Genomic DNA, 13227 nt, shown 5'->3' with positions numbered 1-13227 from the left:
ACGCTGCCGCGTCCACCGCAAGCCCGGCTCGCGAACAAGACGACCACATGATCGCCCCTCAAGGATGAGCCGGGATGCACGACACATACGACAAATCCGAATTTCGGTAAAGTGGAATATTTTTGCGGCAGACGGTTGACATGCTCGCGAAACAGGGCGAACGGCGGATCATCCGCAAGCAACAGAAAGGGGCGGTGCCGAACACCGCCCCTGCAACGAAACCGGGAAACGCGTAGATCAGACCAATGAACCGGGTCTGCGCCTACGGCGACGCCGAAAGCGACCGCTCGATATGGCCGTATCAGTAGCCCGGATCGTAATAATAAGGACTACCGCCGTAGTAGCCCGGACCGCCGTAATAGCCCGGACCGCCGTAGTAACGACGCGGGCCATAATAATAGCGGTTCTCGTAATAGTCGCGGCGCCGCTGCTCGGCGATCACCCCGCCGATGATGCCCGCCGCGGCCCCCATGAAGGCAAGGCCCGCGGCGTTCGACCCGCGTCGATAGTAGCGGTGGCGGCGTGCGGCGCTGAAATCGGTGACGTCCGAGGCCTGGCCGGCCGTGGCGACCTTTGCGGACACCGCCTTGGCCGGTCCCGCGGAGGCCGCGGACGAGGGCGATGCGGAGGTTGCGACCAATGCCAGGCTTGCGAACGCGGCCAGTACGATGTTGCGGCCGGCCGCGGAATTCATCGGTCCCTTACTCATTTTGACCTTCCTCTGTTCTCGCCCAAATTGATCTATGCAAACCATATATAATGCGCAAACCATTGAAATGGTTTCGCGAACGCGGCAATCTGCCACGCTTTGAACGATTGTAAACCGACATTTCAGATCCAGCTTGAACGATCCAACCTGAGCAGATAATGAACAGCCGCGCCGTTTTTCGGTCGCCGTAAGCGTTTCACGTGAACCAACGCATCAACCGACGCCGTCGGGATCGATGCCATTTTCGAAGGTTCAACGTGATCGACGCGTCCTTTTCCTCAAGAGAAATCAGATGATTGCGGTTCGCAAACTGCCGGCGCGCTATGCGCCGATCGTGATGCCATTCGTGCTGTCCATCCTCATGACGGCCGTGGTGTCGGTTATTTCGACGCTTCGGAGCCTCGGCGCAACGCCGGCCTTCCTCGCGACCTGGCCGGGCGCCTGGGCGCTGTCTTGGCTCGTCGCCTTCCCAACACTGCTGATGGTGCTGCCACTGGTCCGCCGGATCGTGGCCTGCGTCGTCGCCCCTCCGTCTCGATGATCCGGAAGAGCACCTAGCGGTCTACCGAAGAGATCGCGATCAAGCACCAACCTGAAGCGCGATGACGATTCATCCCAATCTCATCGCGCTTTACGACAGCGCCCCGAGCACGCCGCGCGTGGCCTTGTCGATCTCCTCGACATAGCGGCGGCGGGCGAAGGTCTCGGTGAGGAAGCCGACCACCTTGCGGCTGTCGGTGGAATCGACCACCGCCAGCATCTCGGCTTCCGCCTCGTCGAACACCGCCATCGCCGACTTCACGTTCATTTCCGGGATCAGCACGATCTCGGTCAGGCGGGCGAGCTCGATCACCTGGATCTCGTCGGCGATGGTGTCGAGATCGCTGGAGAACAGGTCGGGCAGCAGGACGAGGCCGACATATTCGTCGGCATTGTTGACGATGACGACGCCCGGCCGCGAGCCCAGCACGAATTCGCGGCGCACGGCGGCGATCGTCGTGGTCGACGGCACCTTGCCGACGTCCGAGCGCATCAGCCGCTCGACGGTGAGGTTGCGCAGCCAGCCGACGTCATTGGCGCTGCGGATGGTCTCGCCGCGCAGATGCAGGCGCCAGGTCGAGAAGGAGTGGCCGAACATGAAGCGGACGCAGATCGAGGTGACGATGCAGCCGGCCAGCACCACGGCGGTGACGTCGACATTGCGGGTCATCTCGAGCACGAGGAACGACATGGTCAAGGGACCGCCGACGATGGCGACGCCGAGCGTCGCCATGCCCGTCAGCATCGCCACCAGCGGATCGATCACGAAGTTCGGACTGACGAGCAACAGCACGGCGGCGAAGAACTTTCCGATCAGGCTGCCGACGAACAGCGAGGCGAAGAACAGGCCACCGCGGAAGCCCGAGGCCAGCGAGATCAGGCAGGCCGTCACCTTCAGGGCGATGATCAGCGCGATCAGGCCGACCGTCATGTCGTGAAAGAGATCGAGCACCATGGCGCCGTGACCGGCGGCGAGCACCTGCGGCGTGATGATGGCAAAGCCGCCGACGATGAGGCCGCCGATCACCGGACGCAGCCAGACCGGCAACCATTTGAACAGGCGCTCGAACATCGAGGACGAGCGCATCACCGCGATGCCGACGCCGCTGGTGATGAGCGCAAGCCCGACCAGTGCCAGATACTGCTCGACGCCGACGGCGCTGACCTTCGGTATCTCCAGCGAGTACGGCGCGCCGCCGAGCCACTGCGCGGTCAGGGCGCCGGCGAGCGAGGCCGCCAGGATCGGCGCCGCGCTGCCGACCGAGTAGACGCCGACGATCAGCTCGCAGGCGTAGAAGGCACCGGTGATCGGCGCACCGAACGCCGCCGCGATCGCGGCGGCAGCGCCGCAGCCGACGATCAGGCGCAAATCGTTGCGGCGCAGATTGAAGAACTTGCCGAACAGCGAGGCGATGCCGGCGCCGATCTGGGTATAGCCGGCCTCCAGACCGACCGAGGCGCCGCAGCCGTTGGAGATCAGCGTCTGGCTCGACACCACCACGCTGTCGCGCATCGACAGATTGCCGCCGCGCAGCGCGTTCGCTTCGATCGGGTCGACCGCGCTGGAGATCTTCATCCGCCGCCGCGACCATTCCATGATGCCGAGCGCCAATCCGCCGAGCGCAGGCGCGATCAGGGCGGCCCAGGGGCTGACCCGGGCGTTGGCCGACAGGCGGACGTCGACGGGAATACCGTAGATGACCATATGGGCAATCTGCGCGATCTCGGCCATCAGCGTCACGATGGCGCCGGCCAGCGTGCCGATCACCAGTGCGAGCGGAATCAGGTAGAACTCGTTGCTGCGCAACAGCGCGCGCAGGCGAACCATGACGCGGTTCGATCCCTTGCGATCGACGAGATGTCTGATCCTCACGAACACCTCTGCCTGCCCTACCCTTCCGACATGCCGTAGCCGGCCATGCGCTGGCGGACCCGTTCGATCTCGTCGCTGGAGAGCAGCGGCGGTGTCCCGATCTGCAGGCAGCCGTGATATTGCCGCGCCAGCGTCTCGACCTCGACGGCGAGCCACATCGCCTTGTCCAGCGTCTTGCCGATCGCGATCATGCCGTGATGGTCGAGCAGGCAGGCAAGCCGGCCCTCCAGCGCCCGCACCGCATGTTCGGACAGTTCCGCCGTTCCGAAGGTGGCATAGGGCGCGCAGCGGATGCTGTCGCCGCCGGCGGCGGCGATCATGTAGTGCACGGGTGGGATCTCCATGCCCATGATCGCCAGGATGGTGCAATAGGTCGGATGGGTGTGCACCACGGCGCTGACGTCGGGCCGCGACTTCAGGATGTCGCGGTGGAAGCGCCACTCGCTGGACGGCTTCTGATCGGGCGCATGCGAGCCGTCCATCGCCATGAACACGATCTGGTCGGGCGTCATGGCCTCATAGGGCACGCTGGTCGGCGTGACCAGCAACCCGTCCACATGCCGGACGCTGATATTGCCCGAGGTGCCCTGGTTGATGCCGAGCGCATTCATGCGGCGGCAGGCGTCGATGATGGCCTGTCTCTTGGCGAGTTCGTCCGCTGTCATCGACATCCCGAATTCATCTCGATTTCATCTCGATTTCTTGGCGATGGGCGTTTGTGAGAGGGGAAGTACGTCAAAGCAATATGGCAGCGCAAGCGAAAGCGGCCGGGATCGGGCGCCGGCTTGCCGGCGCCCTCGCAAGATCTCGAAATAGACTGCAAAATCAATAAATTACCAGATTGACGCAGGCCTATGGCGGGCTCACCCGGACGGCCGCGATGCCATTGATCACGAACTGCACCGAATAGGCGGCGAGCAGCATGCCGAGCACGCGCGAGAGCACGGCATTTCCGGTGCGCCCGAGGGTGCGCGCGATCAGGTGAGCCGAGACGAAGCACAGCATGCAGAGCAGACAGACCGCGAGGACGACCGCGATGATGATCGCCAGCCTCGCCCCGTAGCCGGCATCGCCCGTCAACAGCAACGTGGTCGCGATCGCACCGGGGCCGGCCATCATGGGGATCGCCAGCGGAAACACTGCGACATCGGAGGCGTGCTCCGCGGTCGCCTTGTCGGCCTCGCGGGCCTCACGATGCGGGCGGTCGCCGAAGATCATCTGGTAGGAGACGCCGAACAGCAGCAGCCCGCCGGCGATCTGGAAGGCGGGGATGCCGATCCCGAGCTGCCGCAACAGCCAGTTTCCGGCCAGCGCGATCACCACCAGGATCGAGGCCGCGATCAGCGGCGCGCGCAGCGCGATCGTGCGCTTGACCGTGTCGGGCATGCCCCCGGTCGCGGCGAGGAATGCCGGCGCAAGGCCGACGGGATCGACCACCAGCAGCAGCGTCACGAAGGCGGACAGGGCGAAATCGAGCATGCGGCTGGGTCTCACGCGAGGTGCAGCGGCAATCCATAGCGGCTCGAGGAGGCCTTCGCGAGGAACATTTGCCCTCGCAGAGTCTTGGTCGCGCGAGGATTGAGGAGGGCATCGCCTTCCCGTGTCGCCTCAAGAGGAGGATTTATGGCTAAACAAGCAAAGAAACGTGCGAACGCGAAAAAGACCGCGGCGCGCCGTCCGCGTCAGGCGCCGAAGATGCTGAGCGACCTGTTCCTGGAGACGCTGAAGGACATCTATTACGCCGAGAACAAGATCATCAAGACGCTGCCGAAGATGGCGAAGGCGGCTCACTCCAAGCAGCTCTCCGCAGCCTTCACCAAGCATCTGCGCGAGACGCAGGGCCAGGTCAAACGTCTCGACCAGATCTTCAAGATGCTGGGCAAGCCCGCACGCGGCAAGCCCTGCGAGGCGATCAACGGCATCACCGACGAAGGCGCCGAGATCATGAAGGACTTCAAGAACGCCCCCGCCCTCGACGCCGGCCTGCTCGCGGCGGCCCAGGCCGTCGAGCACTACGAGATCTCCCGCTACGGCACGCTGCGCACCTGGGCCGAGGAGCTCGGCATGCCGGACGCGGCGAGGCTGCTGCAGGAGACGCTCGACGAGGAAGAGGCGACCGATCACACCCTGACCGAGCTCGCCATCTCCGTCATCAACCTCGAGGCGGAAGAGGAGTACCGCGCCGCCGCCTGATAAGCGCGCCGCGCCCAACTGTCGCCTTCGGCGCCGCGGAACATCTCCGCGGCGTCAATGTGTCTGACTGCAAGGGCCTCCTCGGGTTCGAGGGACAGGCATGCTGCAAACGCGCGATGCTGGAATTCTGAGGAACTGTCCCCATATCCTCGTTTTCCAACCGCAGCGCCTTCCCCGAGTTTTGCCATGCAACCGAAAAATCCCCTCGACTGGATGCTGTCCGAAGCGCTGGACTCGCTGACCCGCGCCGAACGGCTGCGCCAGCAGTTCGGCCGCCAGGAAGCCTGCTGGGAGCCGCCGATCGACGTGCTCGAGACCGAGCATGAGCTTCTGATCCTGGTCGCGCTCCCCGGCGTCAATCCGGACAATGTCGAGACCGTCATCCATGACGGCGTACTCGTCATCTCCGGCCAGCGCACGCTGCCGCCGGAGCTTCGCAACGCCCGCATCCACCGGCTCGAGCTGCCGCAGGGGCGGTTCGAGCGCCGCATTGCATTGCCCCTTGGCCGCTACGCCATCAGCCGCTTCGTGATGGACGGCTGCGTCGCACTGCGCCTCGCCAAATCCTGAGGTCGATCATGGCCACCGAACAGTTGAATAACGCACAGACCAATTCCCAAGAGAATTCCGACGTGAAGATCCCCGAAGACGCACTGATCATCATCCCCGTGCGCGAGATGGTGCTGTTCCCCGGCGCCATCGCGCCGATCGCGATCGGCCGGGCGAAGTCCATCGCCGCCGCGCAGCAGGCGTTGCGCGAGCAGCGGCCGGTCGGCATCGTCCTGCAGCGCAGCCCCGAGATCGAGGAGCCCGGGCCGGACGATCTCTACCGGGTCGCGACCATCGCCAACATCGTGCGCTACATCACCGCGCCCGACGGCACCCATCACATCGTCTGCCAGGGCGTGCAGCGCGCGCGCATTATCGACTTCCTGCCGGGGACGCCGTTCCTGGCTGCGCGCTTCCAGCAGATTCCGGAGCCGAGCACGAGCTCGCCCGAGATCGAGGCGCGCGCGCTGAACCTGCAGCGCCAGGCGATCGAGGCGATCGAGCTGCTGCCGCAGGCGCCGCCCGAGCTGGTCGCGATGTTCCAGAGCACGACCGCGCCCGGCGCGCTGGCGGATCTGGCGACCTCGTTCATGGACATCAAGCCGCAGGACAAGCAGGAGGTGCTGGAGACCATCGACCTCACCTTGCGGGTCGAGAAGGTGTCGAAGCACCTGGCCGAACGGCTGGAGGTGCTGCGCATCAGCAACGAGATCGGCCAGAAGACTCGCGCCTCCTTCGACGAGCGGCAGCGCGAGGCGATCCTGCGCGAGCAGATGGCGACCATTCAGCGCCAGCTCGGCGAAGGCGACGGCAAGGCGGCCGAGGTCGCCGAGCTGACGGCCGCCATCGCCAAGGCCAATATGCCGCCCGAGGCAGAGGCGCACGCCAAGAAGGAGCTGCGCCGCTACGAACGCATGCCCGAGGCTGCCGGTGAAGCCGGCATGGTCCGCACCTATCTGGACTGGCTGATCGAGCTGCCCTGGGCGCTGCCCGCGGAGAAGCCGATCGACATCAAGGAGGCGCGTCGCATCCTGGATGCCGATCATTTCGGCCTGGAGAAGATCAAGAGCCGGATCATCGAATATCTGGCCGTGCGCAAGCTCGCGCCGCAGGGCAAGGCGCCGATCCTGTGCTTCGTCGGCCCGCCCGGCGTCGGCAAGACTTCGCTCGGCCAGTCCATCGCACGTGCGATGGATCGCCCCTTCGTGCGCGTCAGCCTGGGCGGCGTGCATGACGAAGCCGAGATCCGCGGTCACCGGCGCACCTATATCGGTGCGCTGCCAGGCAACATCATCCAGGGCATCAAGAAGGCCGGCAGCCGGAACTGCGTCATGATGCTGGACGAGATCGACAAGATGGGCCGCGGCGTGCAGGGCGACCCTTCCGCCGCCATGCTGGAGGTGCTCGACCCCGAGCAGAACGGGACGTTCCGGGACAATTACCTGGCCGTACCCTTCGACCTGTCGCGCGTCGTCTTCATCGCGACCGCCAACATGCTGGACCAGATCCCGGGTCCGCTGCTGGACCGCATGGAGCTGATCAGCCTCGCCGGTTACACCGAGGACGAGAAGCTGGAGATCGCGAAGCGCTATCTGGTGCGGCGGCAGCTGGAGGCCAATGGCCTGACGGCCGAACAAGCCGAGATCGAGCCGGAGGCGTTGAAGCTGATCGTCAAGGGCTACACCCGCGAGGCCGGCGTGCGTAACCTCGAGCGCGAGATCGGCAAGGTGTTCCGCCACGCCGCGGTGCAGGTCGCCGAAGGCTCGGCTGCCAAGGTCGTGGTGAACCCGAAGGACATCGCCACCGTGCTCGGCCAGCCGCGCTTCGAGGGCGAGATCGCGCAGCGCACCAGCATTCCGGGCGTGGCCACCGGCCTTGCCTGGACGCCGGTCGGCGGCGACATCCTGTTCATCGAGGCCTCGCGCGTGCCCGGCCGCGGCGGCATGATCCTGACCGGCCAGCTCGGCGAGGTCATGCGCGAGAGCGTGCAGGCGGCACTGACGCTGGTGAAGAGCAAGGCGCCGCAGCTCGGCATCGATCCCCAGTTGTTCGAGAAGAGCGACATCCACGTTCACGTGCCCGCGGGCGCAACCCCGAAGGACGGACCGAGCGCGGGCGTCGCGATGTTCACCGCGCTGACGTCACTGCTCACCAACCGCACGGTGAGGAGCGACACCGCGATGACCGGCGAGATCTCGCTGCGCGGCCTGGTGCTGCCGGTCGGCGGCATCAAGGAGAAGGTGGTGGCCGCGGCCGCCGCCGGGTTGAAGCGGGTGATGCTGCCGGCGCGCAACAAGCGGGACTACGACGACATCCCGAAGAGCGCGCGGGACAACCTCGAATTCATCTGGCTGGAGCGCGTCGACGAAGCCATCGCCGCGGCGCTCGAGCCGGTCGAGGCCCAAGTCGATGCGAAGGTCGAAGCGGCGGAGTGACGGCGATGAAGAAACTGCTGGAAAGAGCCAAGAGATCCCGGAAGGCGCAGCGGCTGCGCCAGCTGCTCGATCGCGCCATCGACGGGGTTCGCGATGCACTGGCGGGACCCGAGCCACGGCTTCAGCCGGTCCCGATCCGGGTCAGGCGCCGCAAAGGCTGAACCCCTCCGCTTCAGCCCTCGCGGTCGTCGAACACAAAAGGCCCCCTCCTGCGAGGGGGCCTTTGCTTTATCAGGCCACGGCGTCCTTGGCGGCCTTGACCGGGCGGGCGCGGACGATCTTCCGGGCCGGCTTGGCCTTGAACATCATCTCTTCACCCGTGAACGGGTTGGTGCCCTTGCGCGCCTTGGTCGCGGGCTTCTTGATGACCACGAACTTGGCGAAGCCCGGCACCAGGAACAGGCCGTTCTTCTTGAGCTCCTTGTGGCCGACGTCGGTCAGCGTCTCCATGACGCTCTTGACGTCGCGCTTGGAAAGCTCGGTGGCGGTCGCAATCTTTTCGATCAACTGCGATTTGGACATTTGGGCTGGCATCGTGTCTCCTCTGATTCGTTGCCGGTTGCATATTAGACCAACCGGCGAAGGCCTAGAGCCTTCTGCACAGTTTTGTCGCGGTTTTACGGGCTTTTTTGGCCCCCTGTGGCAAAAAACCCTGCTTTTTAGCTACTTCCAGAGCGGGAGAAGCCTCGGGCAGCGGATTTTACCTTGTTTCAAAGGCCCGCACGCAGCCTTGCTAAAGCTGATTCGCTGCTTTCGACAAGCGACGACCGGTCTCTTTGTGCGCGGAGGAGCGCGATTCACCCTAGAAAATAAGGCTGGATCGTCGTGTTGCGGCGCATTGGCTGCTCTCTCACCCAGTTCTTACGGGGGCGCGACGAGCTTCGCTCGCGCTAGATGCGTTCGATGATGATGGCCGGCGCCATGCCGCCGGCGGCGCACATGGTGACGAGACCGCGCTTGAGGTCGCGCCGTTCGAGCTCGTCGAGCACGGTGCCGATCAGGATCGAGCCGGTCGCGCCGATCGGATGGCCGAGCGCGATCGAGCCGCCGTTGACGTTGACCTTGGCGCGGTCGAGCCTGAGGTCGCGGATATATTTTTCCGCGACCACCGCAAAGGCCTCGTTGATCTCGAACAGGTCGATGTCGTCGACCGTGAGCCCCGCCTTCGCCAGCACCTTGCGGGTGGCCGGCACCGGCGCGTTCAGCATCAAGGTCGGCGAGTCCCCCATGTTGGCCATCGCAACCACGCGAGCGCGGGCTTTAAGGCCATGCGCCTTGGCGTAAGCCGGCGATGCAAGAAGGATCGCAGCGGCGCCGTCGACGACGCCGGACGAATTGCCGGCGTGATGCACGAAGTCGATGTTCAGATCAGGATATTTCTGCAGGATCAGACCGCGATAGGTGGTGCCCTTGTCGTCGAGTACATAGTCGGCGATGGCGGGGAATGCCGGCTTCAGGCTGCTGAGGCCTTCCATCGTGGTCTGCGGCCGCGGATATTCTTCGTGGTCGAGCGCGAGGCTGCCGTCCTCGCGATAGACAGGCACGAGGCTCTTCTTGAAGTGCCCGTTCGCCATCGCATGCGCGGCGCGCTTCTGGCTCTCGAGCCCGAGCGCATCGACGTCCCGCCGCGTGACGCCTTCCATGGTGGCGATCGCATCGGCGCAGACGCCCTGATGCGACTGCGGATGCCGCGCACGCAGGCGCAGATTGCCGCCATCCATCATCATCGGACCGCCGCCGCGACGTCCCTCCATCGACATCATCTCGCAGCCGCCGGCGATGACGAGGTCTTCGGCGCCCGCCATGATGGAGCTTGCAGCCATGTTGACGCTGGTGATGCCGGAGCCGCAGAAGCGGTCGAGCGTCACGGCGCTGGCGCGCACGTCGTAGCCGGCGTCGAGCGCCGACATGCGGCCGAGATCGCCGCTTTGCGTTGCGACCTGCGCGCTGCAGCCCCAGACGATGTCGTCGACGTCGGCCGTATTGATGCCGGTGCGATCGGCGAGCGCACGCAGCACGGTTGCGCCCAGCTGCTGCGGATGAATGCCCGAGAGCGCTCCCTTGCCGGCCTTGCCGACGCCCCGCGGGGTCCTGCAGGCATCGATGATCAGCGCGTCAGCCATTGGCGTTGTCCTCTCGTTATGAGTGTTGAGAGGCGTTGTCGGTCAGCGGGAGAGTTGAGTCAATGCGCGGTGTTTACGCCCTCGCCCGCATTTTCCGCCACGCGGTTAGCGCACAAAAGCCTCCGCGGTCGTCATGGCCGGGCTTGTCCCGGCATGACGGCCTTCTGAGCGTAAGAAAAGCCGTTACACCCCCACCGCATTCTTCGCGATCACGTTGCGGTAGTAGCTCGCGCTCAGCTTCGCCGTCCGCACCTGGGTGTCGAAATTGACGTGATAGAGCCCGAAGCGCTTGCCGAGCCCGAACACCCATTCGAAATTGTCCATCAGGCTCCAGAGGAAATAGCCGCGCACCGGCACGCCTTCGGCGGTGGCGCGCTGGAGCTGGGCGAGATAGTTGCGCAGGTACATGATGCGGTCGGTGTCGTAGATCTTGCCGTCGGGCGAAACCACATCGTCGCCGGAGGTGCCGTTCTCGGTGATGTAGATCGCATCCGTCTTCCAGATCTTTGCCGCCAGCCTCGGCACCCAGTAGATCGTCTCCGGCGCGACGCGGAGCCAGTCCGAATTCATGTGCGGGAATGATTTCGGGATCGGCAGCGGCATGAAGCCCGCGCCCTGGTCGGACGGCACCACATAGTTCTGCGGCGCGTAGATGTTGAGGCCGAGGAAGTCGACCGGCGAGGAGATGATCTTCAGCTCGGCGTCGGTATATTTCGGCGCATTGGCGCCCGCATATTTCAGGAAGGCCTCGGTATACTGACCCGTCATGATGACGTTGAGATAGCCGGCATTCATCTCGCGCAGCGCGATCTCGGCGGCGCGGACATGCTCGGGCGTGTCGATCGCGGGAACGCAGACGTCGATGTTCTCGGCCGGCCCGACCCTGGTGCCGCGGCGGCCGCGGGCGCGCACCGCCTGCACCGCGAGCCCGTGTGCGAGCGCGCTGTTATGCCTGATCTGGTTGACCTCGGCTTGCGGCAGCGTCACGCCGGGCGCATCGATGCCGAGGCCATAGCCGAACTGCACGAAACGGCCGCTCTCGTTCAGCGTGAACACGTTCTTGACCCGATCGGTCAGACGCTCGGCGACGTAGCCCGCATAGTCGCCAAAGATCTTGCAGGTCTCGGTCGAGCGCCAGCCGCCAAAACGATCCTGGAGCGACTGCGGCAGGTCCCAATGATAGAGCGTCGCCCACGGCTCGATGCCGTTCTTGAGCAGTTCGTCGACCAGGCGGTTGTAGAAGTCGAGCCCCTTCGGGTTCGGCTTGCCATCGCCATCCGGAAACACCCGCGGCCAGGCGATCGAGAAGCGATAGGCCTTGCAGCCGAGTTCCCTGATGAGCGCGATATCCTCCTTGTAACGGTGATAGTGCTCGTTGGCGCGATCGCCGGTGGTGCCATCCTCGATCTTGCCGGGGATGCGGACGAACTTGTCCCAGATCGAGGCCCCTCGCCCGTCCTCGTTGACCGCGCCCTCGACCTGATAGGACGAGGTCGCCGTGCCCCAGACAAAGCCCGTCGGAAAGCCGTTGCCGCTGCGCGGCGCCGCTGCCGGCTTGGCTTCAGCGCTCTCCAGAGGATTTGCGATTCCGGCCGCGGACAATCCCGCCAGCTTGCCAAACTGGCGACGCGAGACCTTGTCCGACATTGATGCTGCCCCCGAGATGGATGTTGCGGCTGCACAATGGCCGGTCACGGGCGATTTGAGAAGCAGTCGAGCCGAGAGTTGATGATGCAAAAATGCGGAAGGACGCTCCGCATCGCGCAGGGCGTTATTCGGGTTCGATGCCAAGCCCCTGAATGATCTTGCCGGACGAGACGAGCTGGTCTTCGAGGAAGCGCTTTGCGCCCGCCGGTGTCACCGCATCGCCAATACGGACATCGAAGCCGAGGGTGGGCGCTCGCTCGCGCACGTCGGACGATTCCAGGGCGCGTGCAATCTCGGCGCTCAGTTTTTCGACGATGTCGGCGGGCGTGCCGACCGGCGCCATGAACATGAACCAGCCCTGCAGATCGACGCTTTGCAGCGTCTCCGCGATCGCGGGGACGTCCGGCAGGGAGTCGAGCCGTCTGGCTCCGGCAACGGCAACCGGTCGAAGCGTCCCTGCCTTGATGAAGGCCTCGGCGATGGATGCCGACTGGATCGTCACCTGGATGCGGCCCGAGATCGCATCCTGCACCGCATTCGTGGTCGTGTTGTAGGGGATGAGCACAAAGCCGGTTCCGGCGCTCTTGTTGATGGCTTGAGCGATCAGGCCCGAGAGGTTGCGCGCACCGTCGACGGCGAGACTCAACGAACCCGGCGCCGATCTCTCGAGCTTGATCAATTCCGGCAGCGTATTGGCCTTCACCTCGGGATTGACGAGAAGGACATGGTTGCTTTTGGCCACCATCGCGATCGGCACGAAGTCTTTCACGGAATCATAGGGGAGCTTCTTGAACGTGTAGGGATTGGTGACGAGCGCCGCCGATGTGGCGAACAGGAATGTGTAGCCGTCTGGAGTCGCACGGGCGACCGACTGGGTGCCGACGAGGTTTGCGGCGCCCGGACGATTCTCGACGATGAACTGCTGCCCGAAGGTCCGCGAGAGTTTTTCGGTGATGAGGCGGCACATCACGTCCGGGCTGTTGCCCGCCGGCTGCGGCACGACGACGGTCACCGGCCGCTGCGGCCACGACTGCGCGCAGGCTGGAAGAGACAGACAGAGCGCAGCGCCGGCGAGCAGCACACGACGGGACAGTCCGGACATGGTGTTCCTCCCTGAAGATCCCGCTTGGCGGGCTTTTATTGGTGGTTCGCAGCCGT

The 13227-nt window shown here is 64.8% G+C and carries 13 protein-coding genes; 5 read left to right on the top strand and 8 right to left on the bottom strand.

The window, feature by feature from the left end:
• Positions 1-301 precede the first annotated feature (301 nt).
• A complete protein-coding gene (locus AC1RUR_RS25415; RefSeq protein ID WP_492849030.1) occupies positions 302-709 on the bottom strand; it encodes a hypothetical protein in 408 nt (135 codons plus the stop codon).
• 292 nt (positions 710-1001) lie between these two features.
• On the opposite strand from AC1RUR_RS25415, the gene AC1RUR_RS25410 reads away from it, so the two are divergent.
• Positions 1002-1250: a DUF2798 domain-containing protein gene (locus AC1RUR_RS25410; RefSeq protein ID WP_492849028.1), complete on the top strand. Its 249-nt coding sequence runs from the start codon at positions 1002-1004 to the stop codon at positions 1248-1250.
• A 90-nt stretch (positions 1251-1340) separates the two neighbouring features.
• Here AC1RUR_RS25410 and AC1RUR_RS25405 read toward each other — a convergent pair whose 3' ends face one another.
• The 3 genes from AC1RUR_RS25405 to AC1RUR_RS25395 form a co-directional block, all read right to left on the bottom strand.
• The gene (locus AC1RUR_RS25405; protein WP_492849026.1) at positions 1341-3128 is read right to left on the bottom strand and encodes a chloride channel protein; all 1788 of its coding nucleotides are present in this window, start codon (positions 3126-3128) and stop codon (positions 1341-1343) included.
• A gap of 11 nt (positions 3129-3139) precedes the next feature.
• Positions 3140-3793 (bottom strand): L-fuculose-phosphate aldolase, encoded by a 654-nt coding sequence (locus tag AC1RUR_RS25400; protein WP_492849024.1) that lies wholly within the window; start codon positions 3791-3793, stop codon positions 3140-3142.
• 181 nt (positions 3794-3974) lie between these two features.
• Positions 3975-4601 carry a MarC family protein gene (locus AC1RUR_RS25395; protein WP_492849022.1) on the bottom strand — a complete coding sequence of 209 codons (627 nt, stop codon included), beginning with the start codon at positions 4599-4601 and terminating at the stop codon, positions 3975-3977.
• A 144-nt stretch (positions 4602-4745) separates the two neighbouring features.
• Between AC1RUR_RS25395 and AC1RUR_RS25390 the strand changes: the two genes are divergently transcribed.
• From AC1RUR_RS25390 to AC1RUR_RS25375, 4 genes are all read left to right on the top strand, one after another.
• Positions 4746-5315, top strand: a complete 570-nt coding sequence (locus AC1RUR_RS25390; RefSeq protein ID WP_492849020.1) for a YciE/YciF ferroxidase family protein — start codon at positions 4746-4748, stop codon at positions 5313-5315.
• A 186-nt stretch (positions 5316-5501) separates the two neighbouring features.
• Positions 5502-5885 (top strand): Hsp20/alpha crystallin family protein, encoded by a 384-nt coding sequence (locus tag AC1RUR_RS25385; RefSeq protein ID WP_080136362.1) that lies wholly within the window; start codon positions 5502-5504, stop codon positions 5883-5885.
• 8 nt (positions 5886-5893) lie between these two features.
• The gene (lon, locus tag AC1RUR_RS25380) at positions 5894-8299 is read left to right on the top strand and encodes an endopeptidase La (protein WP_492849017.1); all 2406 of its coding nucleotides are present in this window, start codon (positions 5894-5896) and stop codon (positions 8297-8299) included.
• Between the two features lie 5 nt (positions 8300-8304).
• Entirely contained in the window at positions 8305-8460 is a 156-nt protein-coding gene (locus tag AC1RUR_RS25375) for a hypothetical protein (protein WP_492849015.1), read from the top strand.
• Positions 8461-8530: 70 nt separating this feature from the next.
• On the opposite strand, the gene AC1RUR_RS25370 is transcribed toward AC1RUR_RS25375, so the two are convergent.
• From AC1RUR_RS25370 to AC1RUR_RS25355, 4 genes are all read right to left on the bottom strand, one after another.
• Positions 8531-8833, bottom strand: a complete 303-nt coding sequence (locus AC1RUR_RS25370; protein ID WP_008139488.1) for an HU family DNA-binding protein — start codon at positions 8831-8833, stop codon at positions 8531-8533.
• A gap of 356 nt (positions 8834-9189) precedes the next feature.
• Positions 9190-10422, bottom strand: a complete 1233-nt coding sequence (locus tag AC1RUR_RS25365; RefSeq protein WP_492849013.1) for an acetyl-CoA C-acetyltransferase — start codon at positions 10420-10422, stop codon at positions 9190-9192.
• A gap of 183 nt (positions 10423-10605) precedes the next feature.
• A complete protein-coding gene (locus AC1RUR_RS25360; protein WP_492849011.1) occupies positions 10606-12069 on the bottom strand; it encodes a GH1 family beta-glucosidase in 1464 nt (487 codons plus the stop codon).
• A gap of 124 nt (positions 12070-12193) precedes the next feature.
• Entirely contained in the window at positions 12194-13171 is a 978-nt protein-coding gene (locus AC1RUR_RS25355; protein ID WP_492849009.1) for a Bug family tripartite tricarboxylate transporter substrate binding protein, read from the bottom strand.
• Positions 13172-13227 lie beyond the last annotated feature (56 nt).

It is taken from the genome of Bradyrhizobium sp. GW821-FHT12B03, assembly GCF_058807535.1.
The sequence above is the reverse complement of the archived record's forward strand: the minus strand, read 5'-3'. Positions and strand labels throughout refer to the sequence as shown.

Excerpts from the sequence above, each read along its gene's own strand:
- AC1RUR_RS25415 (WP_492849030.1), bottom strand. The coding sequence starts at position 709 with ATGAGTAAGGGACCGATGAATTCCGCGGCCGGCCGCAACATCGTACTG.
- AC1RUR_RS25410 (WP_492849028.1), top strand. The coding sequence starts at position 1,002 with ATGATTGCGGTTCGCAAACTGCCGGCGCGCTATGCGCCGATCGTGATG.
- AC1RUR_RS25400 (WP_492849024.1), bottom strand. The coding sequence starts at position 3,793 with ATGTCGATGACAGCGGACGAACTCGCCAAGAGACAGGCCATCATCGAC.
- AC1RUR_RS25395 (WP_492849022.1), bottom strand. The coding sequence starts at position 4,601 with ATGCTCGATTTCGCCCTGTCCGCCTTCGTGACGCTGCTGCTGGTGGTC.
- AC1RUR_RS25390 (WP_492849020.1), top strand. The coding sequence starts at position 4,746 with ATGGCTAAACAAGCAAAGAAACGTGCGAACGCGAAAAAGACCGCGGCG.
- AC1RUR_RS25385 (WP_080136362.1), top strand. The coding sequence starts at position 5,502 with ATGCAACCGAAAAATCCCCTCGACTGGATGCTGTCCGAAGCGCTGGAC.
- lon (WP_492849017.1), top strand. The coding sequence starts at position 5,894 with ATGGCCACCGAACAGTTGAATAACGCACAGACCAATTCCCAAGAGAAT.
- AC1RUR_RS25375 (WP_492849015.1), top strand. The coding sequence starts at position 8,305 with ATGAAGAAACTGCTGGAAAGAGCCAAGAGATCCCGGAAGGCGCAGCGG.
- AC1RUR_RS25370 (WP_008139488.1), bottom strand. The coding sequence starts at position 8,833 with ATGCCAGCCCAAATGTCCAAATCGCAGTTGATCGAAAAGATTGCGACC.
- AC1RUR_RS25365 (WP_492849013.1), bottom strand. The coding sequence starts at position 10,422 with ATGGCTGACGCGCTGATCATCGATGCCTGCAGGACCCCGCGGGGCGTC.
- AC1RUR_RS25360 (WP_492849011.1), bottom strand. The coding sequence starts at position 12,069 with ATGTCGGACAAGGTCTCGCGTCGCCAGTTTGGCAAGCTGGCGGGATTG.
- AC1RUR_RS25355 (WP_492849009.1), bottom strand. The coding sequence starts at position 13,171 with ATGTCCGGACTGTCCCGTCGTGTGCTGCTCGCCGGCGCTGCGCTCTGT.